Source organism: Pseudomonas sp. M47T1 (assembly GCF_000263855.1).
In the GTDB taxonomy this organism is placed as follows: domain Bacteria; phylum Pseudomonadota; class Gammaproteobacteria; order Pseudomonadales; family Pseudomonadaceae; genus Aquipseudomonas.
The window spans coordinates 71,078-97,927 of the sequence record NZ_AJWX01000010.1; the positions used below are offsets into that span (position 1 = coordinate 71,078).

Consider the following 26,850-nt stretch of genomic DNA (forward strand, 5'->3'; position numbering starts at 1 on the left):
ATGTCGATGACGTTTCCCCCTCAAAATAGGCCCCTCCCGGCACTGGCCAGAGGGCGCCCGGGGTATTCACAATGACCTGAGCAACAGCCGCTGCCCGTGAGCACCTGCCCCTGGCGATGCGTACGCGGCCTGGTCTTACCCCAAGAATAAGGAAGCCTTTTGCATGAGTGTTCCTGCCATTCCCCTCAACGACGGCACCCACCTGCCAGCCATCGGCTTCGGCACCTGCAAGCTCAACGGCAGCCCCGGCGCGCAAGCTATCGCCAGGGCCATCGACAACGGCTACCGGCTGCTGGACAGCGCTTTCAGCTACGAGAACGAAGGCGCCGTGGCGCAGGCGATGCGCATGGCTTCGGTACCGCGCGAAGCCCTGCGCTTCACCTCGAAGATTCCCGGCCGACACTACGCCTACAACGACGCCCTGGCCTGTATCGAAGAGAGCCGCTACCGCACCCGGCTGGACACCATTGACCTTTACCTGCTGCATTGGCCCAACCCCGCCCAAGGTCTTTACCTGGAAGCCTGGAGCGCGCTGGTGGAGGCAAAGGAACGCGGCTGGGTGACCTCGATCGGTGTGTGCAACTTTCTCCCCGAGCATGTGCAGGCGCTCGTTGACGCCAGCGGCGTGAAGCCGTGCGTCAACCAGATTGAGCTGCACCCCTATTTTCCCCAGCCCGAGCAACTGGCCTGGGACAAGGCCAACGGCATCGTCACCCAGGCCTGGAGCCCCATTGGCCGCGGCAACGACCTGCAGAGCGACCCGGTACTTCAGGGTATCGCCCGCCAGCACGGCCGCAGCGTGGTGCAGGTGATCCTGCGCTGGCACGTGCAACTGGGCAGCGTGCCGTTGCCCAAAGCCAGTTCAGACCAGCGCCAGCGGGACAACCTGGACGTGTTCGACTTCGAGCTGTCGACCCAGGACATGGCGGCCATCGCCACCCTGGCGCGGCCGGACGGGCGCATCCTGGGGCAGGACCCGGCCCACTACCAAGAGCTGTGAACAGGTGCGCGGCCTGGTCGCCAGACCAGGTCGCGCCCGTCGTTTACGGCAGGGCCACCTCGGCCGGGTTCACGCCACACATCAACGCCAGCACTTCCACTACCAAGGCGTGGTCCTCGCGCTGTGGCAGGCCGGATATGGTCACCGCGCCCACGCAACCCACGCCTTTCACGATCAGCGGAAAACTGCCGCCGTGGGGCGCGTAGTCACGCGTGTCCAGGCCCATGGCGACCTCCAGCGGCACGCCCTCTTCCTCGGCGGCCAGGCCCACGGCATACGAGCTTTGCTCCATGACTTCCACCACGTTGCGCTTGCGCCGCGCCCAGTCGGCGTTGTTGGGTGCGGTGCCGGGCATGGCGTAGAGAAACACTGTCTCCTTGGCCAGACGCACTTCGATGGTGGTGGCCACGTCTGTTGCCTCGCACGCCTGTTTCAGGCGCGTGCCCAGCGCCCAGGCACTGGCTTTGTCGAAGGCGGCGAATTGCAGCTGTTGCTGTTGCTGGGCAATGCGTTGCAGGTCAACCTGGCGCGGGGTAGTCATCTACTGAAATCCTTGTCACGAAGGTCAATGGAGGAAGCCCCAGAGTGCCTGATGACGATGGCGCTGGCTATCCTTGTGTCAGCCGCGCCGAGGCAATGACTGGTACAGCCGCTGGACGGTTTCGGGGCCGTACTTGCGCTCCAGTTTACGCACAATGAAATGCCCGCTGGCCATGTCCTGGAAGTGGTCGATAAAGGCCAGGTTGATCAGCGCGCCGCCCACGGCGCCGATGGCGGGGATGGACTGCGCTGCAGCCTTTTCGCTGACGTGCAGGCTGAAGCGTTCGGCGATCGCGCTGATCAACTTGAGTATCGAACCATCGGTCAGGGACTTGGCCAAGGCGGCGCGCACGGCGTAGTAGCCGGTTTCCGAATCGTCATCGGCGCTGGCCCGGCCGCCCAGGGCAAACACCGCCAGGCACGCCTGCTTGGCGTCGTCGGTGTCGATGTGTTCTTCATGGCTGCGGGCGATGTCGGCGATGGAACGTAACATGATGGAGGTCGACAGCGGCAGTTCCACGCTGAGCCCGGCCAGGCCGAAGAAGCCGCCCACCCCGCCGCTCACGGCGATGCCCGCCTTGTGCCAGCGGTTGGAGGGTTGTTCGCCGGGGACATCCTTGATGGTGAACACCGCGGCGTCCAAAGCCTTCACCAGCGCGGCCTGGGTGATGCCGGCGATGCGCCGGGTGACGCTGGCGGGCAGGTACGCCAGCGCGCCTTCGATGGGCATGCCGATGATGTGGGTGACCTTGGCCACGAAACCGGGGTTTTCCAGCAGGTTCTTGGCATGTTGCAGGTGTTGCAGGTCTTCTGGCGAAACGCTCATCGACGGGTTCTCGGTGCAGACGTGTCTACCACGGTGCAGCCGGGCCAAGAAAATGGCAAGTGGTGTGACCCTGTGCGCTGGAGATCTTCATCGATGCCCAGGGCCAGCGCAACCTTCGGCAGCGGCAAGCGGTGTACGGTGGGTCAATCCGGGATAACGGCGATCACGTCTATTTCCATCAGCCATTGCGGCTGGCCCAGGGCCGACACCACAAGCCCCGTGGAGATCGGGAACACGCCCTTGAGCCACTTGCCGACTTCCTGGTACACCGGCTCGCGGTAGCGGGGGTCGATCAGGTAGGTGGTGGTCTTGACGATGTGCGACAGGTCCGAGCCCGCCTCTTCCAGCAGCTGCTTGACGTTTTTCATTGCCTGCTCGGCCTGAGCGCGGGGGTCACCGAGGCCAATCAGGTTGCCCTCGAAGTCAGTGCCCACCTGGCCACGGACGTACACGGTGTTGCCGGCGCGCACGGCCTGGCACAGGTCGTTGTCCAGGGACTGGTTGGGGTAGGTTTCCTTGGTGTTGAACATGCGGATGCGCGTATGGGTAGGCATCGGTTACTCCTCGAATGCGAAAAAGGGAATCAGGCGCTGACGGTAGGCTTTTCGACGGCCTTGGCCTGGCGCTGCGCCGCGTCACGGTGATAGGCCGCGTACTGACGCTGAATGGCGATCTGGTCGGCGATGTACTTGGCGTCGTGCCACACACCCCAGATAAACGACGAACCACGACGCGACTGCCACGGCAGGCCCAGGAAGTACACGCCCGGCTCGGTGGAGACGCCGCGCTGATGGGTAGGCTTGCCGTTGGCGTCGAAGGCGTCCACCGCCAGCCAGTTGTAGTCGGTGGCAAACCCGGTGGCCCAGATGATTGACGTGACGCCTGCGGCCGCCAGGTCCAATTCCAGCAGCGGCTGGGTGATGCAGGCCGCGTCGGGGAAGCGTCGGCGCGCCTCGGGTTCCAGTGGCAGGTCCAGGCCGTTGCGCTCGGTGTAAGCGTCGGCAGCGTCCAGCAGGTTCAGGTAGTTCTCGTCGCCACGGTTGAGGTTGTCCGCCAAGTCTGGCTGGAAGCTCACCGTGGTGCCGTCGAAGGCCTTGGTCAAGCCCACCAGGTTCATGCCCTGTTGTGCCAGCTCGCGGAAGTCCACAGTGCGGCCGCCATGGGCGCCGCTGACGGCGATGGTCACGTGCTCACGGCCCGGTTTCATGGCCGCCGCGTCCCACTCGCCCAGCACGCCCAGCCACCAGCAGAAATCGCGCCCGCGGTAGGCACGCGGCGGCCGATCGTGCTGGCCCACCGACAGGTACACATCACGCCCGGCGCGGCGCAGTTCGTCGGCGATCTGCACGCCCGAGGAGCCGGCGCCCACCACCAGCACACCGCCTGCGGGCAACTGCTGAGGGTTGCGGTAATCGGCCGAATGCAGTTGCTTCAACGCCACGTTCTGCGGGGCGATAGCCGGAATGACCGGGCGCTGGAACGGGCCGGTGGCGGCCACCACGCGGCGGGCTTCAATGACGCCGTCGCTGGTCTCGATGGTGAAGCCCGGGCGGCCAACGTTGCGCTGTACCTTCTTGACCTCGACACCGGTGCGGATGGGCGCGTTGAACTTGCGGGCGTAGGCCTCGAAGTAATCGGCCACGCGTTCCTTGGGGGCAAAACCGTCAGGGCTCAGGTCATCGAACTCAAGGCCGGGGAAGCGATCGTGCCAGGCCGGGCCGTTGGCCACCAGCGAATCCCAGCGACCGGTGCGCCAGCGTTCGGCGATGCGGCTGCGCTCCAGCACCAGGTGCGGAACGCCGAGCTTGCTCAGGTGCTCGCTCATGGCCACGCCGGCCTGGCCGGCGCCGACGATAAGCGTATCGATTTCCACGGTTGCCACAGTCATGTTTGTGTCCTTCTCAAAAGCGTGCCGAATGGAATCGGTCAGGGGGATGCTCTTGAGCGCATTCTGTGCAAGTCGGGTGTACAGCGAAATTAGGTTTTTTGTCGTCGCAGGGCAGGAAAAAGCTTGGAGGGTGAAAATCAGCCTGTGGGCGCTGGTTTGCCAGCGAGCTGTTGAGGGTCAAAAGCTCGCTGGCAAGCCGGCAGCCACAGGTATGGCTAGACCAACAGACCGTGGCACAACAGCCGCAACACCGCGCGCATGTGCGCCGCATGGGCGGCGCGGTTCGGGGCGGGCTCGGTGGCCAGGCGGATGAACGCCAGGTTGGCGTACTGGTTGAACAGCGTGGCGGCGACGTCGATGTCCACCGTGGCCTTGACCTTGCCCAACTGTTGGAAATGCAGCAGCAGCGCCCGGGTCTCGGCCACCACGGCGTCGTTCCAGGGCTGGAAGGTGGCGGCGAACTCGCCGGTGAACAGGAACGGCGCCAGCTCGCGCCACAGCGACGCCGGCATGGCCTGCAACTGGTAGCGGGTCATCAAGCCTTCCAGCTCGCACAGGGCGTCCAGCGGGTCGCAGGTGTCGTCCAGGTGGGCGCGGGCTTCGAGCATGGCCTGCTGGTCCGGGCCCTTGAGCAGCGCCAGCAGGATCTCCTGCTTGCCACCAAAGTAATTGACCACGGTGGGCGCCGACACCCCGGCCCGCTGGGCAATCTGCTCAAGGGTGGTGGCCACGAAACCATTGGCCTTGAACAGCGCCAGCGCGGCCTCGGCAATGACCTGGCGGCGCTGCTCTTTCTGTCGTTCTCGTAATCCGGTCATGAAGGCTCTGGCGGGCGGTACAGGTGGCCCTAGGGTAAGGTCTTTTATTTTCGAGGCAAATTATTTTGTTTACAAAAATATTTTTGACTGCAAATAATCTGTCCATCCAGCGCCCGCCACAGGAGACAGGCAATGACCACCGAACGCCCTAACCGCAGCACCCGTGACTACCAGGCCGCCGATGCGGCCCACCACATTCACGCTTTTGTCGACCAGAAGGCGCTGAACGAAGAAGGCCCGCGCGTCATCGTTGGCGGCGAGCGGCTGACCCTGTGGGACAGCGACGGCAAGCGCTACCTGGACGGCATGTCGGGCCTGTGGTGCACCAACCTGGGCTATGGCCGCAAGGACCTGGCCGCCGCCGCCAGCAAACAGCTGGAACAACTGCCGTACTACAACATGTTCTTCCACACCACCCACCCGGCAGTGATCGAGCTGTCCGAGTTGCTGTTCAGCCTGCTGCCGTCACACTACAGCCACGCCATCTACACCAACTCCGGCTCCGAAGCCAACGAGGTGCTGATCCGCACGGTGCGCAAGTTCTGGCAGGTGATGGGCAAGCCCGAGAAGAAAATCATGATCGGCCGCTGGAACGGCTACCACGGCTCCACCCTGGCCGCCACGGCGCTGGGCGGCATGAAGTTCATGCACGACATGGGCGGCACCGTGCCGGATGTGGTGCACATCGACGAGCCTTACTGGTATGCCCACGAGGGCAATCTCAGCCCTGAAGAGTTCGGCCTGCGCGCCGCACGCCAGCTGGAAGACAAAATTCTGCAGCTGGGCGCCGACAAGGTCGCCGCCTTCGTCGCCGAGCCCTTCCAGGGCGCCGGTGGCATGATCATTCCGCCGGCCACCTACTGGCCGGAAATTCAGCGTATCTGCCGCCAATATGATGTGCTGTTGTGCGCTGATGAAGTGATCGGCGGTTTCGGCCGCACGGGTGAATGGTTCGCCCACCAGGCACTGGGCTTCGAACCCGACACCCTGTCCATCGCCAAGGGCCTGACCTCGGGCTACATCCCCATGGGTGGCCTGATCCTGTCACGGCGCATGGCCGAGGCCCTGGTGGAACGCGGCGGCGTATTTGCCCATGGCCTGACCTACTCCGGGCACCCGGTGGCCGCCGCCGTGGCCATCGCCAACCTCAAGGCGCTGCGCGACGAAGGTGTGGTTACCCAAGTGAAAACCGACACCGGCCCGTACCTGCAGAACTGCCTGCGCGAAGTGTTCGGCAACCACCCGCTGGTGGGTGAAGTACAAGGTATCGGCCTGGTGGCGGCGTTGCAGTTCGCCGAAGACAAGGCCACCCGCAAGCGCTTTGCCAACGAGAACGATATCGCCTGGCGCTGCCGCACCATCGGTTTCGAGGAAGGCATCATCATCCGCTCCACCCTGGGACGCATGATCATGGCCCCGGCCCTGGTGGCCACCCGTGCCGAACTGGACGAACTGGTGGACAAGACCCGCATCGCCGTGGACCGCACCGCCCGCGAGATTGGGGTCCTGTAAGCACACCCTCCCCCTCGCAGCTGCCCTCAGGCTGCGAGAAGGTCTGCATGACCTTCGGCGGTGTCAGGTTGATCGCGGGCCCGCGGTGCGGGCCTTCGCAGCCTTCGGCAGCTCCGGGGGAGGCGTTCGCCAGCGCCATGCGGGGGTATCCGGCTGCAGAGCTTTTTACGAACCTAGCACCATAAAAATCCTAATTTCCCCCACCCCGCCCCATGCCCACAATGGTCTTGTACACTCAACAGGACGAATCCCCCATGACGTTTTCCATCGTCGGCCGCTGCGCCGAAACCGGCCAGCTGGGCATTGCCATCAGCTCCTCCAGCATTGCCGTGGGCGCGCGCTGCCCGTGGCTGCGCCCAGGCGTGGGCGCGGTGTCCACCCAGAACATCACCCTGCCTGCCCTGGGCCCGCAGGTACTCGACCAACTGGAGCACGGGCTTACCCCCGCCCAGGCCCTGGACAAGGCGCTGACCAGCAATGGCTACAGCCAGTACCGCCAAGTGACCGCCCTGGACCACCTGGGCAACGCCGCCTTCTTCAGCGGCAGCGAAACCCTGGGCACGCACAATGCCGTGGCCGGCGAGCAATGCGTGGGGGCCGGCAACATGCTGGCCGACCGCGCCGTGATCGACACCCTGGTGCGCACCTTTGAAACCAGCGAGGGGCAACTGGCCGACCGCCTGTTGGCCGCCATGCAGGCCGCCGTGGCCGCCGGTGGCGAAGCAGGCCCCGTGCACTCGGCCGCGCTGGTGGTGGTGGGCGAGCTGACCTGGCCCATCGTCGACCTGCGCGTGGACTGGGCCGACGAGGCGCCCATCGACGCGCTGGCCAAACTGTGGACGGCCTACCGCCCGCAGTTGCAGGACTACCTGACCCGCGCCCTGGACCCGACCAAGGCGCCCCGCTACGGCGTGCCCGGGGACGAATAAATGAGCAGCAGTCGCGCACTACTGGCCGACCTGATCGGCTTCGACACCACCAGCCGTGAATCGAACCTGCAACTGATTGAGTTCGCGCGCCAGTACCTCGAAGGGTTCGGCGTGCCGTGCCAACTGATCTTCAACGCCGAGCGCAGCAAGGCCAACCTGTTCGCCACCCTGGGCACCGATGACCGCCCCGGGATTGTGCTGTCGGGCCACACCGACGTAGTACCGGTGGACGGCCAGGCGTGGACGGTGCCGCCGTTCACCCTCACTGAGCGCGATGGCAAGTTGTATGGCCGTGGCGCCGCCGACATGAAGGGCTATATCGCCTGCGTGCTGGCCGCCGTGCCCAGCCTGCTGGCGGCACCGCTGTCGATGCCGGTGCACATTGCCCTCAGTTACGACGAGGAAGTAGGCTGCCTGGGCGTGCGCTCGCTGCTCACGGAACTGGCGACCCGGCCGCACACGCCGCTGCTGTGCATCATCGGCGAACCCACTGAACTTGCGCCGGTGCTCGGCCACAAGGGCAAACTGGCCATGCGTTGTGACGTGCACGGCGCGGCGTGTCACTCGGCCTATGCACCGCAAGGGGTAAACGCCATTGAACATGCCGCCCAATTGATCGGCGAGCTGGGCCATATTGGTGCACGCCTGCGCGCCCCTGCGTTGCAGGACAGCCGCTTCGACCCACCCTTCAGCACGGTGCAGACCGGGGTGATCAGCGGCGGCAAGGCGCTGAACATTGTGCCGGCGCACTGCCGCTTCGACTTCGAAGTGCGCGCCCTGCCCGCCCAGGACCCGCGCCAGGTGGCCGAACAACTGCAGCGCTACGCCCGCGATGAAGTGTTGCCGCGCATGCAGGCGGTGAATGCCGACAGTGCCATCCATTTCAGCGAGCTGTCGGCGTACCCCGGGCTGGCCACCGACCGCCACAGCCAGGCGGCGCAACTGATTGCCCGCTTCTGCGGCTCAGACGCCTTCAGCACGGTGGCCTTCGGCACCGAAGGTGGATTGTTCGACGCCATCGGCATCGCCACGGTGGTGTGCGGGCCGGGCAGCATGGACCAGGGCCACAAGCCCGACGAGTTCGTCAGCGTGGCCCAGCTAAACGCCTGCGACGCCATGCTGGCGCGCATCGCCGAATACCTCCACACACGCCCTTCGTAGATGCAGCGGGGGTGTTCTGACGCACCGGAAGGGGGCGCCTTGCGCCCTGAAAAAGGGCGAAATTGCCTCGCTTTTTTATCGAACCCAAGCACATATTTCCTCATTTCGTGCTTGCCCCACTTCCCCCAGTATCCCCTCATTGATCGTGGATTCTGGAGACCGCAGTGACTGACCTCAACACCTGGCAACGTCTGGCCCGCACCCAACCCTTCGACACCACCGCCCACATCGACGGGCGCACCCACGCCGCCCTGTCCGGCGAGACCTTCGCGGTCATCAACCCTGCCACCAACGGCCTGCTGGCGCAGGTTGCCGCCTGCGCCGACGCCGATGTCGACTTGGCCGTGCGCGCCGCGCGCAAGGCTTTCGACCACGGCCCCTGGGCACGCATGGCCCCGCGCGAGCGCAAGGCCGTGCTGCTGCGCCTGTCGGAGCTGATTCTGGCCCACCGCGAAGAACTGGCCCTGCTGGACTCGCTGAGCATGGGCAAGCCGGTGATGGACGCCTGGAACATCGACGTACCTGGTGCCGCCCACGTGTTCGCCTGGTACGCCGAAAGCCTGGACAAGCTGTATGACCAGGTGGCCCCCACCGGCCCTGGCACCCTGGCCACCATCACCCGCGAAGCGCTGGGCGTGATCGCCGCCGTGGTGCCGTGGAACTTCCCGCTGGACATGGCCGCCTGGAAGCTGGCACCGGCGCTGGCGGCCGGTAACAGTGTCATCCTCAAGCCCGCCGAACAATCGCCCTTTTCGGCCCTGCGCCTGGCCGAACTGGCACTTCTGGCTGGCGTGCCGGAAGGTGTATTGAACGTAGTCACCGGCCTGGGCGAACAGGCCGGCCGCGCCCTGGGCCTGCACCCCGACGTGGACGCCCTGGCGTTTACCGGCTCCACCCAGGTGGGCAAATACTTCATGCAGTACGCCGCCCAGTCGAACCTCAAGCAGGTGTGGCTGGAATGCGGTGGCAAAAGCCCGAACCTGGTGTTCGCCGATTGTCAGGACCTGGACCTGGCGGCCGAAAAAGCGGCGTTCGGCATTTTCTTCAATCAGGGCGAGGTGTGCTCGGCCAACTCGCGCCTGCTGGTGGAGCGCAGTATTCATGACGAGTTTGTCGAGCGCCTGATCGCCAAGGCCCGTGACTGGCAACCGGGCGACCCGCTGAACCCGGCCAGCAAAATGGGCGCCATCGTCGACGCCACTCAGGCCGCGCGCATCATGAACTTCATCGTCGACGCCGACGCCAGCGGCGCCCAGCGCGTGGCCGGTGGTGAGCGCGTGACGCTCAATGGCTCAGACAATTTCATCCAGCCCACGCTGTTCACCGGCGTCACCGCTGACATGCGCCTGGCCCGCGAAGAAGTGTTCGGCCCGGTGCTGGCCATCAGCGCCTTTGACCACGAAGACGAAGCCGTGCACCTGGCCAATGACCATATCTACGGCCTGGCGGCGTCGTTGTGGACCGACGACCTCAACCGCGCCCACCGGGTGGCACGCCGCTTGAATGCAGGCACCGTGTCGGTGAACACCGTGGACGCCCTGGACGTGTGCGTGCCCTTTGGCGGCGGCAAACAGTCAGGCTTTGGCCGCGACCTGTCGCTGCACTCGTTCGACAAGTACACCCAGCTGAAAACCACCTGGTTCCAGCTGCGCTGAGCTCTTCAACCACACTGACCGCGCCCACACAAAACAACAAAAACCCCAGCAGCACTTTCTTGATTTATCTGCCCGCCATTCACAGAGCGAACGCATGCCATGAATCACCACGCCCCCAAACCCGCCACCCTGGAGCTGAGCACCATCCAGCCCATTGCCCTGGACCAGCGCCATGGGCGCGCCCGGGACCTGTTCACCATCTGGTTCGGCTCCAACATCATGCTGCTGACAGTGGTCACCGGCGCCCTGGCCGTGACCGTGTTCAAGCTGCCCTTCATCACCGCCATGCTGGCGCTGATCGCCGGCAACCTCATCGGTGGCGTGTTCATGGCCCTGCACTCGGCGCAAGGCCCGCAGCTGGGCGTGCCGCAGATGGTGCAGACCCGCGGTCAGTTCGGCTCCTACGGGTCCTTGCTGGTGGTGGCCCTGGTGGTCATCATGTACCTGGGCTTCTTCGCCTCCAACCTGGTGCTGGGCGGCCAGTCGCTGCACAGCCGCTACCCCCTGTTCAGCACCAACCAGGGCATTGTCCTGGTGGGGCTGATCAGCGTGGTGGCCACGGTGTTCGGCTATCGCCTGATCCACGCCTACACGCGGGTGATGTCGTACCTGTCCGGCGCCATCCTGCTGCTGTGCTTCATCTGGATCGTGGGCGTGCACGGGCTGCCGGCCGACTTCATGCAGCGCAACAGCTTCAACCTGCCGGGCTTCCTCGGCACCCTGTCGGTGGCCGCTTTGTGGCAACTGGCGTACGCACCGTATGTATCGGACTACTCGCGTTACCTGCCAGCCGACACCGGTGACCGCTCGGCCTTCTGGTCCAGCTACTGGGGTTGCTGCCTGGGCTCGATCCTGCCCATGGCCCTGGGTGTGGTGGTAGGCCTGAGCGTGGACGGTGACATCATCGCCGGCCTGATCGAAATGACCGGCCCCATCGCCACCCTGGTGGTAGCCGTGTTCTCGGTGGGCATTGCCGCCACCAACGCCATGAACCTGTACTGCGGCACCCTGTCGGCCATCACCGTGGGCCAGACCCTGGTACCGAAATGGTCGGCCGGCGCCCTGTCGCGCACGCTGACCGCGCTGGTGCTGTTCTCCATCTCCCTGGCCCTGGCCTTGCTGGGCCAGGACGACTTCATGGCCAACTACACCAACTTCATTCTGTTGCTGCTGTACGTGCTGGTGCCCTGGACCGCCATCAACCTGGTGGATTACTACCTGGTGGCCCACGGCAGCTACGACGTGGCTTCGTTCTTGCGCCGTGACGGTGGCCTCTACGGTTACTGCAACTGGACGGCCGTGGGCTGCTACGTGCTGGGCGTGCTGGTGCAGGTGCCGTTCATGGCCACCGAGCTGTACACCGGCGTGGTGGCCAAGGCCATGGGCGGCGCCGATATTTCCTGGATCGTGGGCCTGGTGGTGATCTCGCCGGTCTATTACCTGCTCAGCCGCCGCCGTCGCGCCCCAGCGCTGCGCACCGCCGGGAGAAGTGCATGAACACCGACTTCGACTACATCATCGTCGGCGCCGGCTCTTCGGGCTGCGTGCTTGCCAACCGCCTCAGTGCCGATCCGCAGGTCAAGGTCTGCCTGATCGAAGCCGGCGGCAACGACAACAGCCCGCGCATCCAGACACCGGCCGGCACCATCACCCTGTACAAGAGCAAGAAATACAGCTGGAACTTCTTTTCCGCGCCGCAGAAAAACCTCGGCAACCGCTCGCTGCATACGCCACGCGGCAAGGCGTTGGGCGGATCCAGCTCGATGAACAGCATGATCTATATCCGCGGCCATGCCAGCGACTACGATCGCTGGGCGCAGCCCGGCTGGGACTGGGCCAGTGTGCTGCCCTACTTCAAGCAATCGGAGAACAACCGCCTGGGACAGGACCCTGCCCTGCACGGCACCGGCGGCGAGCTGAACGTGGAAGCGGCGCGCGACCCCAATCCGGTGTCGGGGATGTTCGTCAAGGCGGCGGAAAAAATCGGTATCCGCCGCAATGACGACTTCAACGGCCCACGCCTGGAAGGCTGCGGTATCTACAACCTGACCCAGAAAACCGCCCGACGCCTGTCCAGCTACCGCGCCTTCGTGGCCCCTGTACTCGACCGTACCAACCTCACCGTGGTCACCGACTGCACGGTGAAGTCGGTGGTGGTCGAGCAAAAGATCGCCAAGGGCGTGGTGGTGGACAGCAACGGCGTGCAGACCTTCCTCAAGGCCCGGAGGGAAGTGATCCTCAGCGCCGGTGCCATCGGCAGCCCGCAGCTGTTGCTGGCCTCTGGCATCGGCCCGGCCGCCGAACTGACCGAGGCCGGCATCCCGGTGCGCCACGACCTGCCCGGGGTGGGCAAGAACCTGCAAGACCACCTGGACGGCCTGGTAACCGTGCGTTCGAAAAGTCCGCTCACGCTGGGCTTCTCCCTGGGTTCGCTGGCGGCCATCCTGGCCTCGCCGTTGCGCTACCTGGTCAGCAAAATGGGCTGGCTGACCACCAACTACGTGGAAGCCGGCGGCTTCGCCCGTACACCCTTGGCCGAGGCCTTGCCCGACGTGCAGTTTCACTTCGTGCCGGGCTACCGCAGCCACCGCGGTCGCCTGTTCGAGTGGGGCCATGGCTATGCCGTGCACACCTGCGTGCTGCGGCCCAAGAGCATCGGTGAATTGCGCCTGGGTCGCGACGGCACGTTAGTGATCGACTTCAATTTCCTCAGCAACCCCGACGACGCCAAGGTGCTGGTGGAAGGCCTGAAACTGGCCCGGCGCATCCTCGCCGACACTCAGTTCGACGCCATTCGCGGCAAGGAAATGCTGCCCGGCGCCCAGGTGCAGACCGACCAGCAGTTGCTGGACTACGTGCGCGACTACGCCGCCACGGTGTTCCACCCCGTGGGCACCTGCAAAATGGGCAGCGACCCCATGGCCGTGGTCGATCCGCAGTTGCGGGTGCACGGCATCAGGGGCCTGCGCGTGGTGGACGCCTCGATCATGCCGACGCTGATCAGCGGCAATACCAACGCGCCGTGCATCATGATTGGCGAGAAGGCGGCAGCGATGATTCTCGAGCCCGCCAACGCCACTGCCAATGCCGCGAAGATGGCCGCGATTTAACCTGAAACCCTCGTGGGAGCGGGCTCTGCCCGCGAAAAGATCACCGCGTATCTGTTGTTTACGCGGCGTTCCTTTCGCGGGCAGAGCCCGCTCCCACCTCTAGATGCGCCACACGCCCTTCTTCCTGCCGAACAACCTTTTTCCTCGTTAGCGACCACAAATTTCCTCGTTTTCCTGCCCCGCCACATCAGCCAACATCGACCCTGCCGCACAGAGGCAAAAGGTCCGTCAGAGACCCACCGTTCGACGTTTTTGGCGTTACGCCCACTGCCCCGAGAAACCAACTAAAACACCAACGTTCCGGGAGTGTTTCATGATCAAGTCTTTCGTATCGCGCTGCGTGCGCCCGCTGGCCCTGACCGCACTCGCCGCCGGCATCGCCAGTGGCGCCCAGGCCGGCACCCTGTCCATCGGCCACACCACCTGGGTAGGCTACGGCACCCTGTACCTGGCCCAGGACCTGGGTTACTTCAAGGAAAAGGGCCTGACCGTGGAGCTGCCCACCATCGAAGAGGCCTCCATGTACATGGCCGCCCAGGCGTCGGGCAAGCTGTCCGGTTCGGCCTCCACCCTGGACGAAATCCTCAAGTACCGCCCGCAGTTCTGCTTCAAGGCCGTGGCCGCGCTGGATGAAAGCCACGGTGGCGACGGCGTGCTGGTAGGCAAGGACGTCAACAGCCTGCAAGAACTCAAAGGCAAGGCCATTGCCGTGAACGAAGGGTCGGTGTCGCAGTTCTGGCTAGCCTACCTGCTGAAGAACGCCGGCATGAAAATGAGCGACCTGACCATCCAGAACATGACCGCCGACGACGCCGCCACGGCCTTCATCGCCGGCCGCGTGCCCGCCGCCGTAACATGGGAGCCTCACCTGACCACGGTGCGCGAGAAGAACACCGGCAAGGTGCTGGTCGACAGCAGCACCACCCCCGGCGTAATCGTCGACGTGGTGGCGCTGAACTGCGACGTGGTGGAAAAGCAGCCTGAAGACGTCAAGGCCCTGGTGGCCGGCCTGTACAAGGCCGTGCAGTACACCAAGGACCATCCGCAGGAGGCTTACGCGATCATGGCCAAGGGCGTGGGTGGCTACCTGGCCGACCCGTCTGAACTGGCATCGGCCGCCAAGGGCGTGCGCTTCTATGACCAGGCCATGAGCGAAAAACTGCTGGGCAGCAACGGCACCACCGGCGACGCCGCCAACGTGATCAAGCTGGCCAACCAGACCGCCAGCGAGCTGCAAGGCAAGCCGTTCAATGTCAGCTACAGCGACTTGGTCGACAACCGTTTCGTCACCCCGCGATAGGAGCCTGGCATGTCCAAGCGCAACTCATGGCTTAACCGCTGCTTCACGCCCAAGACCAGCCTGCCTGTGCAGGTGGTCTGGAGCGCCAGCGCCCTGGCGTGGGTACTGATGATCGGCCTGTGGGCCGTGCTCTCCTACGGTGGCGTGGTGCCGGCGATGTTCCTGCCCACCCCCGGCGCCGTGGTAGAAGCCGCCCTGCGCCTGGCCCGCGATGGCACCCTGGGCACACACGTGTGGGCCAGCGTGGAAGTGGTAATGGTCGGTTTCATCATCTCCTCCCTGGTGGCTGTGCCGGTGGGGCTGCTGATGGGCAGCTTCCGCGTGGTGCAGGCATTCCTGGAGCCGCTGGTGAACTTCATCCGCTACCTGCCGGTGACCTCGTTCGTGCCGCTGTTCATCCTGTGGATCGGCATTGGCCTTGAGCAGCGGGTGTCGGTGATCATCTTCGGCGTGTTCTTCCAGCAACTGGTGATGATCGCTGACGTGTCCAAGGGCATTTCCAAGGACCTGATTAACGCCTCCTACACCCTGGGCTCCAACCGCGTCGATGCGGTGGTGCACGTGATTGCCCCGGCCTCGGTGCCGGGCATCCTCGATACCCTGCGGGTGACCATGGGTTGGGCCTGGACCTACCTGGTGGTGGCTGAGCTGGTGGCCGCGTCCAGCGGCCTGGGCTACCTGAGCCTGAAAGCCATGCGCGGCTTTCAGGTGGACGTGATTTTCCTGGCGATCGCGGTCATCGGCCTGCTGGGCCTGATCACCGATCAATTGTTCCGACTTCTTCGCATCAAGGTGGCCGCATGGGCTCAGTAACCGCAACTTCGCCACGGCTGGTGCCCCCCACGATGCCGACGCCCAATGCGGCGCCACGGCTGAAAGTGGACAAGGTCAGCCTGCACTACAAGACGCCTTCGGGCAGCACCTTCACGGCGCTGCAAGAGGTGTCCTTCGAGGTGCCCGACCAGCAGTTCGCCGTGCTGGTGGGCCCTTCGGGGTGTGGCAAGTCCAGCCTGCTATACCTCACCGCCGGCCTGGCCGAGCCCAGCAGCGGCGAGATCTACGTGGGCGGCCAGCAAGTGGACGGCCCCGGCGCCGACCGCGGCATGGTGTTCCAGAGCTACACCCTGTTCCCGTGGCTCACCGTGCGCCAGAACATCGAGTTCGGCCTCAAGCGCCGCGGCATGCCGGCGGCCGAGCGCAAGGAGATCGTCGAGTTCTACCTCAACGAAGTGGGCCTGCAGCGTTTTGCCGACAACTACGCAAAGCAACTGTCGGGCGGCATGATGCAGCGCGTGGCCATCGCTCGCGCGCTGGCCAACGACCCGCAGATTCTGTTGATGGATGAACCCTTCGGAGCGCTGGACAGCCAGACCCGGCTACAGATGCAGCAACTGCTGCTCAAGGTATGGGAGCACAGTAAGAAGACCGTGTTGTTCGTGACCCACGACATCGACGAGGCCATCCTGCTGGGTGACCGGATCTTCGTCATGGGCGCACGGCCGGGGCGCATCAAGCAGGTGCTGGACGTGCCCATCGAGCGCCCGCGCAACCTGGACATGGTGATGGACGCCGACTTCATTCGCATGAAGCGCGAGATCTTCCACCTGTTGCACGACGACGCCAACGCACACTAAAAGTCTCCTTACCCCCCGCAGGCTGCGAAGGCCCGCGCAGCGGGCCCGCGTTCGATATGGCACCGCCGAAGGTCCTGCGGCCCTTTTCGCAGCCTGGCGGCAGCTACGGGGGGGGGCGACGAGTCAGCCAATCAGTGGGGCGGCGCGATTACGGCAACACGTGCGTCAGCGGCTTGCCCAGTTCGGTGATGTAGGTGGAGACGATCTCGGTTTCCTCAGGGCCGTTCTTGACGATGTGCGGGGCGCCGGCCGGGGTTTCGAAGGTGTCGCCCGCCTGCAGCACGTGCTCGGGCTGGCCGTCGATGGCGATGGTCACCGAACCGCGCGCCACGTAGCCCGACTCAAGGCCTGGGTGGGTGTGGTGCGGGGAATGGGTGTTGGCCGGCAGTACGATGCGAATCACATTCACCTCATACCCCGCCGGGTACACCACGTGCTGTAGCACGGTACGCGAACCGGCCCCTGGCTTTGCCGCAGGCGGGCTCATCGACGCGCAACCGCCCATGGCCAGAACAGTGGCCAACAGTGCGCAGGTCTTGCCATTCAAGCCGAAGATCATGTGTTTGCCTTCCTAAACGTCGGTATCAAGCGCCAAGGGTACCGTTGCCCCATCAATCATGGGTGAACTTCATCACCGTGGTCTGGGAAAAAGCCTGCCCTGGGTTCAAGCGAGTGCTTGGGAATGCCGGCTGGTTGGGTGAATCCGGGTAATGCTCGGCTTCCAGAGCGAACGCCCCCCAGTGCTGATACACCTTGCCCGCCTTGCCACTGATGCTGCCGTCCAGCGAATTGGAGGTGTAGAACTGCACCGCCGGCTGGGTCGTGAACAGTTGCAGGCGACGCCCGGAGTGCGGGTCATGGATGTCGACCGCAGGCTTGCTCAAGTCGCCATGGGTGTCGAGCACGTAGTTGAAGTCGAAGCCGCCCTGCTTGGGTTCGGCGAATTTGAGCTGCGGGTGGTCATCCTTGATATGCGTGCCAATGGGCGTGGGCTTCAGGAAGTCCATGGGAGTGCCGGCCACCGGAGCGATCTCGCCGGTGGGGATCAGCTTGGCCGACACCGGCGTAAAGTGGCTGGCGTGCAGGGTAGCCACCTGGTCGAGTATGGTGCCGCTGCCTGCGCCGGCCAGGTTGTAATAGCCGTGGTTGGTCAGGTTGAGCACGGTGGGCTTGGTGGTGGTGGCGTGAAACTGGATACGCAGTTCGTTGCGCTCGTTGAGGCTGTAGGTGACCTGGGTCGTCAAGGCGCCGGGAAAGCCCATCTCGCCGTCGGCACTCACGTAACTGAGGGTGACGCCAACTGCCCCCTTGTCATGGCTAGGCGCAGCCTTCCACAGGTGGCGGTCGAAACCTTCGGGGCCACCGTGCATGGCGTTGGGCGCGGCATTGATGGGCACGCTATAGGCATGGCCGTCCACCGCGAATTTACCGTCGGCGATACGGTTGGCGTAGCGACCGATGGTGGCACCGAAATGGGGGTCGTTGTTTTTCGCCTCGTACTCCTTGGCGGTGTCGAAGCCTAGCAGCACGTCATCGAACTTGCCCTGTTTGTCGGCGACGATCACCGATTGCAGGATGGCGCCGTAGGTGATTACCGACACCTGCGTGCCCTGGCTGTTGCTCAGGGTGTATTTGTCGATGGCGGTGCCGTCGGCCAGCGTGCCGAAGCTGCTTTTCTGGCTGGACAGGCCTGCGGCGTGGGCCGTGCCGCCCACCAGCAGGGCCAAGGAAAGACTGGACAGCAGCAGAACGTTTTTCATCGATGACTCCCTGTACGCAAAGAACACCATCAAACCACGATAGACAAGGGCCGGCAGGCCCGACAAAGGTCGCCCTGGAAAACGTAAGGGCAAGAAAAACTGAATCATCGCGCCACGGGGCCAGTCAACACCTATGTACAGGGTAATCTGACGAGGTAACAGCGATGACTATCGAAGCAGAGACACTGGTGGAACTGACCGAGGCACTGCAACAGCGCGGCATGGTATTGATGGCGGACGTGGTGTTCACGCGTGCGCCGTACCGGTGCGATCACCACTGGATATGCTGCGTGGCGTGAAACCGGCCCAAGCTTGAATTCTGTAACCGCTTCGGCAACGCGGCGCCGGCCCTGGAAACCTGTAGCCGCTGCCGCCAGGCGACAGGATTGCCCATGCAGATTCGGCATTCGGGAGTCTATATTCAGGGAGTTCAGGGAGCAGCCATGACAGCCGCAGGCTCCTCCAGCGACAGCAGGTATTCGCCAAACCCTTCACGGCATTTGAAGTCGCGCCGTGCGCTGGTCACCACCGAATTGGTGGCGGTCCACACAATACGCGCGCCGATGCGCTCCAGGTCCGCCACCAGTTGCACATCCTCGTGGGCCGCCAGGTGCTGGAAGCCGCCGACCTTTTCGTAAACGGCCGCACTCAACCCCAGATTGGCACCGTGAATGTGACGGTGGCCTTCTTCGAATCGATAGCCCTCCATATAGCGGGCGCGCACGTGCTGCGGGTGATGCTCCCAGCTGTCTACCGACACAGTGCCGCACACGGCGTCGGCCTGAAAGCCGATCTGCCGCGCCAGCCAGTCGGGGGGCACGCGGGTGTCCGCGTCAGTGAACGCCAGCCACTGCGCGCCGGCGTTCAGCAGTGCCTGGGCGCCATAGGCGCGAGCCTTGCCTACATTGCGAAAGCTGACCTCAAGGGTCGAACACCCCGCCGCAGCGGCCAGCAGGCCGGTATCGTCGCGGCAATCGTCCAGCACCACCAACACCTGCACGGCAATGCCGGCCAGCTGCCGGTGCCGTGCAGCCTCCTTAATCGAGGCCAGGCATTGGTCGATGTAGCGTGCTTCGTCATGCGCAGGAATTATCACACCGATCATACGTCGCCCTCATGTGCCGAAGCAGTGCCTGTAGCCAATCGACCCAGGCAGTGGGCAGAAGGTTTAAAAAATCTGCGTGGGCAGAAAATCTGAACGATCCGGCCACTCGTTGCCTCCACTGTCATGATTTGAACGTACGCGAGAGGACATCCGTCATGGCGACTGAAAACCAGTATTCGATGCAAAACCCGCTCACCCAGTACCCACACCCGGAGTTCCCCAAACAGCACCAGGATGCCCCAGGCACCGTGCACAAACTGGCCCCGGCGGCGGACCACGGCGAGCTCAGCTACAAGGGCTTCGGCCGTATGCTGGGGCGCAAGGCGCTGATCACCGGCGCCGACTCGGGCATCGGCCGCGCGGCCGCCATCGCCTTTGCCCGCGAAGGCGCGGACATCGTGCTCAACTACTTGCCCGAGGAGGAAAGTGATGCGCGGGAGGTGGTGAAACTCATCGAAGCCGAAGGCCGCAAGGCGGTGTGCGTACCCGGTGACCTGAAGCACGAGCAGTTCTGCCAGAACCTGGTGAGCCAGGCGGTCAAGGCCTTGGACGGCCTGGATGTGCTGGTCAACGTGGCGGGCAAGCAGCAGGCCGTGGAGGCCATTGCCGACCTGACCACCGAGCAGTTCGACGCCACCTTCAAGTCCAACGTCTACGCGCTGTTCTGGCTGTGCAAGGCGGCGCTGCCGCACCTGCCCGCCGGCGCCACCATCATCAATACCGCGTCCATCCAGTCCTACAGCCCCTCGCAGAACCTGCTGGATTATGCCTCGACCAAGTCGGCCATCGTCGCCTTCACCAAGGCCCTGGCCAAACAGGTGATTGCCCAAGGCGTGCGGGTCAATGCAGTGGCGCCAGGCCCGATCTGGACGCCCCTGCAACCCAGCGGCGGCCAACCCGACGAGAAGATCCCCACCTTCGGCTCGCAGACACCGATGAAACGTCCTGGCCAGCCGGCCGAGTGCGCACCGCTGTATGTGTTCCTGGCCACCCAGGAATCGAGCTACATCACCGGTGAGATCTTCGGTGTGACCGGCGGCAATCCGCTGCCCTGAAATCGCTCGGAACTTGGGCGTGGCGCGTGGTTCCATACGTAAACAACAGGAGCCACGCGCCATGGACCCGTTACCGCTGCACATCGATTTCGTGGAAGACACGCTGTTCGGCCCCACGCCCGGCCACACCACCTGCAACGCCCGCGTACTGCCGCGTGAGCAACGTGATGAACCGGGCTTTCGCCTGGAAGTCAGCGGGCCGGGGGCAGACGCCTTGCGCAAGGCCCACACGCTGACTTTTCAGGTGGATCAACAGCACTACCACGGCATCATTCGCCATCGTGACCATCAAGCAGACGGCTGGATGCTGGACATCGAAGCTGCCTGACCCTGCGAGGACACCATCATGAGCAACGACAAATGCAATGACCTTGCCGAAAATGACCCGCCCCGCGACACCTCCGGCAAGCCAGTGAACGTTCTGCAGCGGGACCTGGACGACGCCGACGACGACACCCGCGCCGTGGACGAGGTGATCACCCCGTCTTCCACCCGCGCCAAGGAACAGGACGCCGAAACCCTGGAACGCAAGACCGCCGAGATCGAACGCAAGGTGGCCGACGGCAATTGAGCGTCAGATCCCTGATCCCCAACCCCTGTAACCGCAGGCGTGGGCAGCGGCTACAGGGTTCGGGCGACCGGTTTCAGGGTTTGGGGTTAACCTGCCGAGCGGTTTCCTGGGCGGTGCTGTCGCGCTTGCCGGGCTTTGGCTCGCTGGAGCGGTGGGCGTCGTTGGCGCGCTCCACTTCGCCCGGCAGGTGCGTGGGGTTGGGGTTGTGCTGGGGTGTCTTGGGATCAGTCATGGTCATTGTCCTTCAGCCCTGTGGGTGATGCAGCGCTTCGATCAGCTCGGCCTTGGTCATGGTGGAGCGGCCGCGCAGGTTGCGGCTTCGCGCCTCACTCATCAGGCTTGCCTTGGTCTGGGTGCCCAGTGACGAACGCGCACTGCGCGGATGCCCGGCGCGGCTTTGCGCGGCACGCTTGGCCGAGTCGGACGTGGCGCTGGCCTTTCGCGTCGCCGACGTATGGCGGCCGGATCCGCCGGCCTTTTCGCCGCCGCCGGACTGCTTGTTCACCGTGGCCCAGGCGCGGGCTTCGGCGGTGCTCTTCGACAGGCCCTTGTCCTCGTAACGCTCTTCAATGTGCTCGGCCTTGCGTCTTTGCTCGGCGGTATATTTGTCTTTGCTACCTCGTGGCATGATGTTCACCTCTGCGCGATGCGGGCAGTTTTTACTCGCCCTTTGAGCTGTGAAGCGCATTTTCCCCATAAGTTCGAACCATCTGCCCAGGGGACGGCGACGTGAACCCACTGCTGGATATTCGCACCTGTTCAGGTGAATGCGCCCACCGTGCCCAGGCAACGTGCACGCCCAGCACAGCGCAACGGCCGATCAAAGGTCGTAATCGACCGCCACCGCCCGCCCCGTGCGCACGGACTCCAGGGCGCAATCCGCCAGGTACAAGGCATACAGGCCATCGCGCACGGTGGTGGGCAGCGCACGGCCCGCAGCCAGGGCGTCGATGAACTGCGCCAGCTCATTGCGGTAGGCGTCGGCGTAGCGTTCCAGGAAGAAATGCTGCAGCGGCTCCAGCGCCTCGGTGTGCTTCGCGCTCCAGTGGCGTACGGTGCTGGGCCGGTGGTTATCGGTCAGCAGCACGCCTAGCGCCCCGGACACTTCCACCCGCTGGTCATAGCCGTACACCGCCTCGCGGCAGCAGTTGATGTGGCACTGTTTTCCCGAGGCGGTACGCAACATGACCATCACGCTGTCGTAATCGTCGATCTGCTCAAGCGTCGGGTCCACCAGGCGGCTGGCGATGGCGCTGACCTCGCAGGGCTCCTCGCCCAACAGGTGGCGGGCCATGTCTAAATCATGAATGGTCATGTCGCGCAGGATGCCGCCCGAATGCGCCAGGTAATCCCGCGGGGCCAGAGACGGGTCGCGGCTGGTGATGATTACCTGGCGCACCGCACCGATGTGGCCGCCGTCGAGCGCCGCGCGCAGGTGCAGGATGTCAGGGTCGAAACGGCGGTTGAAGCCCAGCATCACCCGCCCGTGCTGCTGTTCCACGGCCTGCACCGCCGCGCGCGCCTTGGCGATGTCCAGGTCGATGGGTTTTTCGCACAACACCGCCTTGCCCTGGGCCACAGCCGCCAGCATCAGGTCAATGTGGGTATCGGTGGGCGTGCCGATCACCACGGCGTCGATGTCCGTGCGACCCAGCACGGCGGCGCAATCATAAGCGGCTTCGCAACCCAGTTGTGCGCTCAGGGCATTGACCCCTTCGCGCCACGGGTCGGCCACCAGCACCAGTTGGGCGTGGGGATGGGCGGCGACGTTGGCGGCGTGGATGTTGGCGATGCGCCCGGCACCCAGAACGGCGATACGTAACATGGTCGAACTCCTGAATTTATTGTTGTACAGGGAGGTGAATCAGTACGGCAGGTTGAACGGCGTGACGATCTGCACCTGGGACGGTGCAATAGGCTCCGGCTTCCACAGGCGATGGAATTGCAGAATGTGCAGGAACACATTTCGGGCATCGACCTGCAGGTTGTGGTCAATGACTGCGGCGATCTTTTCCTCGGCCAGCAACTGGCGGTTTTCGTCGTCCACGTCATGGCCGATGAACACCTCCAGGGGCCGGTCCAACGCGGCGAAGGCGTCGACAATCGCGCGGTTGCCACCGCCCACGCTGTACACCGCCTTCAGGTTGGGGTACTGATTGAGCGCCGCCGTCACCCGCTCGAAGGTGCGTTCGTAGACGCCATAGCCACCGCTGATGTCCAGCACCTGCAAGTGCTCGGCACGGGTGCGCAACCACATTCGAAAGCCCATTTCGCGCTCTTCCTCGCCACGAAACAGTTCACTGCCGATCACCACCGCCACCTCCTGCGGCAGCGGCGCCAGCCAGCGCGACAGCAGATAGGCCGCAGTCTGCCCGGCGGTGCGATTGTCCATGCCGACATAGCCGATGCGCTCGCTGTGGGGCAAATCGGTCACCAGGGTCACCACCGGAATGCCCGCCGCCGCAAGCTGCTTGACCGCCAGGTTCACCGCCGGTTCGTCGGCGGCCTTGAGCACCACGCCCTGGCTGCCGGCGTCCAGGCAACGCAGCAGTTGGTCGTGCATGGCCTGGGGCTCGATTTGTTCAAACAGGTGAAAGCGCGGGGCAATGCGAAACGGCGCCAGGCTGCCCAGTTGCGCGCTGATGGCCGCTTGCACCGCAGCGCTGAAACGCTGGGGCGTGTGCATGACCACGTCAACGTGAAAGGTGCGCCCCACCGCCAGGCCATTTTTTTCCTGGGCTTCTAGCTCGTCCAAGGCCTGCTCGATGCGCCGGTGGGTCTGGTAGTGAACGCTGCCGCGCTGGTGCAGCACCCGGTCGACCGTGGCCTTGCTGACGCCCGCCTGGGTAGCCAGTTGCTTGATGGAGAAGTGTTTGGCGCGTTCGAGCATCATGTTCAGCCTGAGGTTTTCTTGAGGTCTTTTTGGGCATTGCTGAGGTAATTGCAATGCTAGTCTCAGTTTCGCCAGGCGTCGAGCCGGCGCCCCGACAACAACAAACACCCGGGAGAACCCAATGTCTCAAACTGACCTCGCCACTTCATTCAGTGGCCAGTACTTTGTTGTCACCGGCAGCACCCAGGGCCTCGGTGCTGCCGTGGCCCATACCCTGGCCCGGCGTGGCGCGGCCGGGCTGATCATTTGCGGCAGGCGTGCCGAGCAGGGCCAGGCGCAGGTGCGCGCGTTGGCGGAGCTCGATTGCCAGGCTTTTTTCGTCGAGGCCGACCTTGAGCAAGTCGAGGATTGCCGCGCCATCATCGAAGCCGCCCGCACCCACTTCGGTACGCTTCACGGGCTGGTCAACTGCGCGGGCATGTCCGACCGCGGCACCATCCTGGACACCTCACCCGAGCTGTTTGACCGGCTGTTCGCGGTGAATGTGCGGGCGCCGTTTTTCCTGATTCAGGAGGCGCTGAAGTTGATGATCAACGGCGGCGTGGAAGGCTCCATCGTTAATATCCAGAGCGTCACCGGCCACGGCGGCCAATCGTTTCTCACCGCCTATGCCGCCTCCAAGGGCGCCTTGGCGATTCTCACCAAGAACGCAGCGTTCAGCGCCCTGCGCAACCGCATCCGCATCAATGGCCTGAACATCGGCTGGATGGACACGCCTCACGAAGATGATATCCAGCGCCAGTACCACGGCGCCCAGGACGGCTGGCTCGCGAAAGCCGAACACGCCCAGCCGTTCGGTCGCCTGCTCAAACCTGAGGAAGTGGCGCAGAGCGTGGCCTTTCTGCTGTCCCGCGAGTCGGGGATGATGACCGGCACCGTCATTGACCTGGAGCAAGGGGTGATCGGCTGCGGCGACGGCAGCTCGCCGCGCCCCGAGCACGCCTTGAAACTGGCGGAGGATGGCCGATGAACACAGCAGCATCCGCCTTCGCGGGCGCCGACGCCGTGCAGTTGCACGACTTCGCGCGCCTGTGCGAACAACAGGCCCTGGCCCATGACTATGCACACTGCAGCGAGGTGCAGGGCAATGTGCCGATCTACCAGGCCCAGGCCTTGCGCGACGGTGATCGCACCCAGGTGTTGAATGAACTGCATCACCTGTTCAGCAATGGCCCCGGGGTGTTGGTGGTGCGCCAGGCCTATACCGACCTCGGCGTGGTTGACCGCCACAGTAAGGTGTTCCAGGCTATCTTCGCCGAGGAAGCGGCACAGGGCGTGGCCGCTGACCACTTTGCCAAGGCTGGCAGCAACGGGCGCATCTGGAACGCCTTGCAGAAGGCGGCGCTGCACGCCCCGGCGTCTTTCGTCGAGTATTACGCCAACCCGTTACTGGGGCTGATTGCCGAGGCCTGGCTGGGCCCGGACTTTCAGGTCACCGCCCAGGTCAACGTGGTGCACCCCGGCGGCCAGGCGCAACAGCCGCACCGCGATTACCACCTGGGCTTCCAGACCGTGGACGTGGTGCAGCGCTATCCCCTGCCCCTGCATGCCTTGTCGCAGTACCTGACCCTGCAAGGCGCCATCGCTCATTCCGACATGCCGCTGGAAACCGGCCCCACCCAGCTGCTGCCTTTTTCCCAGCAGTACGCATTGGGTTACCTGGCCTGGCGCCGGGCGGAATTCATTGAATACTTCCAGCAGCACGCGGTGCAGTTGCCGCTGAACAAGGGCGACCTGCTGTTCTTCAACCCGGCGCTGTTCCACGCCGCCGGTACCAACCGCACGGCCGACTGCCAGCGCATGGCCAACCTGTTGCAGATTTCCTCGGCGTTCGGCAAGCCCATGGAAGCGGTGGACCGTGAACGCATGATGCTGGCGCTGTACCCCTGCCTGCTGGAGCGGGTAAGCGACCAGGTACTGGACGCCAAACAGGTGGCGGCGGTAATTGCCTGCACCGCCGACGGCTATTCCTTTCCCACCAACCTCGACACCGATCCGCCCGTGCACGGCCTGGCGCCGCAAACCGGGCAACAGTTGATGCACCAGGCACTGGCTGAGCGCTGGCCGCTGGCAACCTTTGCCGAAGCGGTGCAGCGCCAGCGTGACAAACGCAATGCATGACGCCCTTTTTTTCCTAGTCGACTACAACAACAAGAGCGGACTGAAACCATGAAAAAACGACTCCTGACCTTCCTGCTGGCCGTTATCTTCGCGCCTCTGGCCTTGGCAGATATTCATATCGGCGTGAGCATTGCCCAGGTCGACGATGTGTTCCTGGCGCAGATGCGCGACTACATGGCGACCCACGCCAAGTCGTTGCCCGGCGTGACCCTGCAATTCGAAGATGCCCAGGGCGACGTGGTGCGCCAACTCAACCAGGTGCAGAACTTCACCGCCCAGGGTCTGGACGCCATCATCGTCAACCCGGTGGACACCGCCGCCACTCAGAAAATGACCGACGACGCAGTAAAGGCCGGGGTGCCGCTGGTATACATCAACCGCCGTCCCGACGTGGCCAGCCTGCCAACCGGGGTGGGCTATGTGGGCTCCGACGAGGTCAAGTCGGGTGAATTGCAGATGCGCTACCTGGCGGAGAAAATGGGCGGCAAGGGCAACCTGGCGATCATGCTCGGCCTGCTGTCCAACGACGCCACTCACAGCCGCACCCAGGGCGTGAAAGCGGTGCTCAAGGACTATCCGAACATTCATGTGGTGGAGGAGCAGAGCGCCGAATGGCAACGCAGCAAGGCCATGGACCTGATGAACAACTGGATTGTGTCGGGGCAGAAAATCGACGCCGTGGCGGCCAATGCCGATGAAATGGCCATCGGCGCGGCCATGGCCATCACCCAGGCGGGCCTCAAGCCTGGCAAGGACATACTGGTGGGCGGCAGCGATGGCGGCGCGGCCGGGCTGGAAGCGGTGAAGCGTGACCAGTTGGCCGTCACCGTGTATCAGGACAGCAAGGGCCAAGCCAACGGTGCCATCGACCTGGCGTTGAAGATGGTGCGCAAGGAACCCTACACCGCGCAGTTGACCATCCCTTACCAACTGATCACCAAGGCCAACTACGAGCAATTCCTTAACCCATAA

At 64.2% G+C, this 26,850-nt stretch carries 29 protein-coding genes; 17 read left to right on the top strand and 12 right to left on the bottom strand.

Annotated elements, in window-relative coordinates; genetic code table 11:
- The first annotated feature begins 163 nt into the window (after nucleotides 1-163).
- Nucleotides 164-1,000 (top strand): aldo/keto reductase, encoded by an 837-nt coding sequence (locus tag PMM47T1_RS12715; RefSeq protein WP_008369312.1) that lies wholly within the window; start codon nucleotides 164-166, stop codon nucleotides 998-1,000.
- 43 nt (nucleotides 1,001-1,043) lie between these two features.
- Here PMM47T1_RS12715 and PMM47T1_RS12720 read toward each other — a convergent pair whose 3' ends face one another.
- From PMM47T1_RS12720 to PMM47T1_RS12740, 5 genes are all read right to left on the bottom strand, one after another.
- Nucleotides 1,044-1,541, bottom strand: a complete 498-nt coding sequence (locus PMM47T1_RS12720; RefSeq protein ID WP_008369314.1) for a heme-degrading domain-containing protein — start codon at nucleotides 1,539-1,541, stop codon at nucleotides 1,044-1,046.
- 78 nt (nucleotides 1,542-1,619) lie between these two features.
- Nucleotides 1,620-2,366 carry an EcsC family protein gene (locus tag PMM47T1_RS12725; protein WP_008369316.1) on the bottom strand — a complete coding sequence of 249 codons (747 nt, stop codon included), beginning with the start codon at nucleotides 2,364-2,366 and terminating at the stop codon, nucleotides 1,620-1,622.
- Nucleotides 2,367-2,509: 143 nt separating this feature from the next.
- On the bottom strand, nucleotides 2,510-2,920 hold the full coding sequence (locus PMM47T1_RS12730) for a RidA family protein (RefSeq protein WP_008369318.1): 411 nt from the start codon (nucleotides 2,918-2,920) through the stop codon (nucleotides 2,510-2,512).
- A gap of 29 nt (nucleotides 2,921-2,949) precedes the next feature.
- Complete coding sequence (locus tag PMM47T1_RS12735) at nucleotides 2,950-4,254, bottom strand: flavin-containing monooxygenase (RefSeq protein ID WP_008369320.1); 1,305 nt, start codon at nucleotides 4,252-4,254, stop codon at nucleotides 2,950-2,952.
- 215 nt (nucleotides 4,255-4,469) lie between these two features.
- Entirely contained in the window at nucleotides 4,470-5,072 is a 603-nt protein-coding gene (locus tag PMM47T1_RS12740; RefSeq protein WP_008369322.1) for a TetR/AcrR family transcriptional regulator, read from the bottom strand.
- Nucleotides 5,073-5,204: 132 nt separating this feature from the next.
- On the opposite strand from PMM47T1_RS12740, the gene PMM47T1_RS12745 reads away from it, so the two are divergent.
- The 9 genes from PMM47T1_RS12745 (at nucleotide 5,205) to PMM47T1_RS12785 (ending at nucleotide 16,373) form a co-directional block, all read left to right on the top strand.
- Nucleotides 5,205-6,584, top strand: a complete 1,380-nt coding sequence (locus PMM47T1_RS12745) for an aspartate aminotransferase family protein (RefSeq protein WP_008369324.1) — start codon at nucleotides 5,205-5,207, stop codon at nucleotides 6,582-6,584.
- Between the two features lie 254 nt (nucleotides 6,585-6,838).
- Nucleotides 6,839-7,513, top strand: a complete 675-nt coding sequence (locus tag PMM47T1_RS12750) for a DUF1028 domain-containing protein (protein ID WP_008369326.1) — start codon at nucleotides 6,839-6,841, stop codon at nucleotides 7,511-7,513.
- Nucleotides 7,514-8,674: an acetylornithine deacetylase gene (gene argE, locus PMM47T1_RS12755; protein ID WP_008369328.1), complete on the top strand. Its 1,161-nt coding sequence runs from the start codon at nucleotides 7,514-7,516 to the stop codon at nucleotides 8,672-8,674.
- Nucleotides 8,675-8,838: 164 nt separating this feature from the next.
- On the top strand, nucleotides 8,839-10,329 hold the full coding sequence (locus PMM47T1_RS12760) for an aldehyde dehydrogenase (protein WP_008369329.1): 1,491 nt from the start codon (nucleotides 8,839-8,841) through the stop codon (nucleotides 10,327-10,329).
- Between the two features lie 99 nt (nucleotides 10,330-10,428).
- On the top strand, nucleotides 10,429-11,826 hold the full coding sequence (locus tag PMM47T1_RS12765) for a purine-cytosine permease family protein (RefSeq protein ID WP_008369331.1): 1,398 nt from the start codon (nucleotides 10,429-10,431) through the stop codon (nucleotides 11,824-11,826).
- Nucleotides 11,823-13,439, top strand: coding sequence for a GMC family oxidoreductase (locus PMM47T1_RS12770; protein WP_008369339.1), 1,617 nt, complete (start codon nucleotides 11,823-11,825; stop codon nucleotides 13,437-13,439). Before PMM47T1_RS12765 ends, PMM47T1_RS12770 begins: the two co-directional genes overlap by 4 nt.
- A 313-nt stretch (nucleotides 13,440-13,752) precedes the next feature.
- Nucleotides 13,753-14,739, top strand: coding sequence for an ABC transporter substrate-binding protein (locus PMM47T1_RS12775; protein WP_008369342.1), 987 nt, complete (start codon nucleotides 13,753-13,755; stop codon nucleotides 14,737-14,739).
- 9 nt (nucleotides 14,740-14,748) lie between these two features.
- Complete coding sequence (locus PMM47T1_RS12780; protein WP_008369344.1) at nucleotides 14,749-15,552, top strand: ABC transporter permease; 804 nt, start codon at nucleotides 14,749-14,751, stop codon at nucleotides 15,550-15,552.
- Entirely contained in the window at nucleotides 15,540-16,373 is an 834-nt protein-coding gene (locus PMM47T1_RS12785; RefSeq protein WP_043300973.1) for an ABC transporter ATP-binding protein, read from the top strand. Before PMM47T1_RS12780 ends, PMM47T1_RS12785 begins: the two co-directional genes overlap by 13 nt.
- Before the next feature lie 148 nt (nucleotides 16,374-16,521).
- Here PMM47T1_RS12785 and PMM47T1_RS12790 read toward each other — a convergent pair whose 3' ends face one another.
- Nucleotides 16,522-16,932: a cupin domain-containing protein gene (locus PMM47T1_RS12790; RefSeq protein ID WP_008369348.1), complete on the bottom strand. Its 411-nt coding sequence runs from the start codon at nucleotides 16,930-16,932 to the stop codon at nucleotides 16,522-16,524.
- A 52-nt stretch (nucleotides 16,933-16,984) separates the two neighbouring features.
- Nucleotides 16,985-18,133, bottom strand: a complete 1,149-nt coding sequence (locus PMM47T1_RS12795; RefSeq protein WP_008369349.1) for an aldose epimerase family protein — start codon at nucleotides 18,131-18,133, stop codon at nucleotides 16,985-16,987.
- A 164-nt stretch (nucleotides 18,134-18,297) separates the two neighbouring features.
- Between PMM47T1_RS12795 and PMM47T1_RS30585 the strand changes: the two genes are divergently transcribed.
- Nucleotides 18,298-18,432, top strand: coding sequence for a hypothetical protein (locus PMM47T1_RS30585; RefSeq protein WP_008369351.1), 135 nt, complete (start codon nucleotides 18,298-18,300; stop codon nucleotides 18,430-18,432).
- A 131-nt stretch (nucleotides 18,433-18,563) separates the two neighbouring features.
- Here PMM47T1_RS30585 and PMM47T1_RS12800 read toward each other — a convergent pair whose 3' ends face one another.
- Nucleotides 18,564-19,238: a glycosyltransferase gene (locus PMM47T1_RS12800; protein ID WP_008369356.1), complete on the bottom strand. Its 675-nt coding sequence runs from the start codon at nucleotides 19,236-19,238 to the stop codon at nucleotides 18,564-18,566.
- Nucleotides 19,239-19,393: 155 nt separating this feature from the next.
- Between PMM47T1_RS12800 and PMM47T1_RS12805 the strand changes: the two genes are divergently transcribed.
- From PMM47T1_RS12805 to PMM47T1_RS12815, 3 genes are all read left to right on the top strand, one after another.
- Nucleotides 19,394-20,293 carry an SDR family oxidoreductase gene (locus tag PMM47T1_RS12805; protein ID WP_008369358.1) on the top strand — a complete coding sequence of 300 codons (900 nt, stop codon included), beginning with the start codon at nucleotides 19,394-19,396 and terminating at the stop codon, nucleotides 20,291-20,293.
- 61 nt (nucleotides 20,294-20,354) lie between these two features.
- Nucleotides 20,355-20,621 (top strand): hypothetical protein, encoded by a 267-nt coding sequence (locus tag PMM47T1_RS12810; protein WP_008369361.1) that lies wholly within the window; start codon nucleotides 20,355-20,357, stop codon nucleotides 20,619-20,621.
- A gap of 18 nt (nucleotides 20,622-20,639) precedes the next feature.
- A complete protein-coding gene (locus tag PMM47T1_RS12815) occupies nucleotides 20,640-20,864 on the top strand; it encodes a hypothetical protein (protein ID WP_008369362.1) in 225 nt (74 codons plus the stop codon).
- Nucleotides 20,865-20,937: 73 nt separating this feature from the next.
- On the opposite strand, the gene PMM47T1_RS30095 is transcribed toward PMM47T1_RS12815, so the two are convergent.
- From PMM47T1_RS30095 to PMM47T1_RS12830, 4 genes are all read right to left on the bottom strand, one after another.
- Nucleotides 20,938-21,096, bottom strand: a complete 159-nt coding sequence (locus PMM47T1_RS30095) for a hypothetical protein (RefSeq protein ID WP_177323378.1) — start codon at nucleotides 21,094-21,096, stop codon at nucleotides 20,938-20,940.
- A gap of 12 nt (nucleotides 21,097-21,108) precedes the next feature.
- On the bottom strand, nucleotides 21,109-21,492 hold the full coding sequence (locus PMM47T1_RS12820) for a hypothetical protein (protein WP_008369365.1): 384 nt from the start codon (nucleotides 21,490-21,492) through the stop codon (nucleotides 21,109-21,111).
- Nucleotides 21,493-21,684: 192 nt separating this feature from the next.
- Nucleotides 21,685-22,689 carry an inositol 2-dehydrogenase gene (gene iolG, locus PMM47T1_RS12825; protein WP_008369368.1) on the bottom strand — a complete coding sequence of 335 codons (1,005 nt, stop codon included), beginning with the start codon at nucleotides 22,687-22,689 and terminating at the stop codon, nucleotides 21,685-21,687.
- Between the two features lie 39 nt (nucleotides 22,690-22,728).
- Nucleotides 22,729-23,754 carry a LacI family DNA-binding transcriptional regulator gene (locus PMM47T1_RS12830; protein ID WP_043300975.1) on the bottom strand — a complete coding sequence of 342 codons (1,026 nt, stop codon included), beginning with the start codon at nucleotides 23,752-23,754 and terminating at the stop codon, nucleotides 22,729-22,731.
- 124 nt (nucleotides 23,755-23,878) lie between these two features.
- Here PMM47T1_RS12830 and PMM47T1_RS12835 point away from each other — a divergent pair, with 124 nt between their 5' ends.
- From PMM47T1_RS12835 to PMM47T1_RS12845, 3 genes are read left to right on the top strand one after another with little or no spacing between them, the layout of a single operon-like run.
- Nucleotides 23,879-24,727 carry an SDR family oxidoreductase gene (locus PMM47T1_RS12835; protein ID WP_008369373.1) on the top strand — a complete coding sequence of 283 codons (849 nt, stop codon included), beginning with the start codon at nucleotides 23,879-23,881 and terminating at the stop codon, nucleotides 24,725-24,727.
- A complete protein-coding gene (locus tag PMM47T1_RS12840; protein WP_008369375.1) occupies nucleotides 24,724-25,878 on the top strand; it encodes a phytanoyl-CoA dioxygenase family protein in 1,155 nt (384 codons plus the stop codon). The genes PMM47T1_RS12835 and PMM47T1_RS12840 overlap by 4 nt, the downstream gene beginning before the upstream one ends.
- 48 nt (nucleotides 25,879-25,926) lie before the next feature.
- The gene (locus PMM47T1_RS12845) at nucleotides 25,927-26,850 is read left to right on the top strand and encodes a sugar ABC transporter substrate-binding protein (RefSeq protein ID WP_008369377.1); all 924 of its coding nucleotides are present in this window, start codon (nucleotides 25,927-25,929) and stop codon (nucleotides 26,848-26,850) included.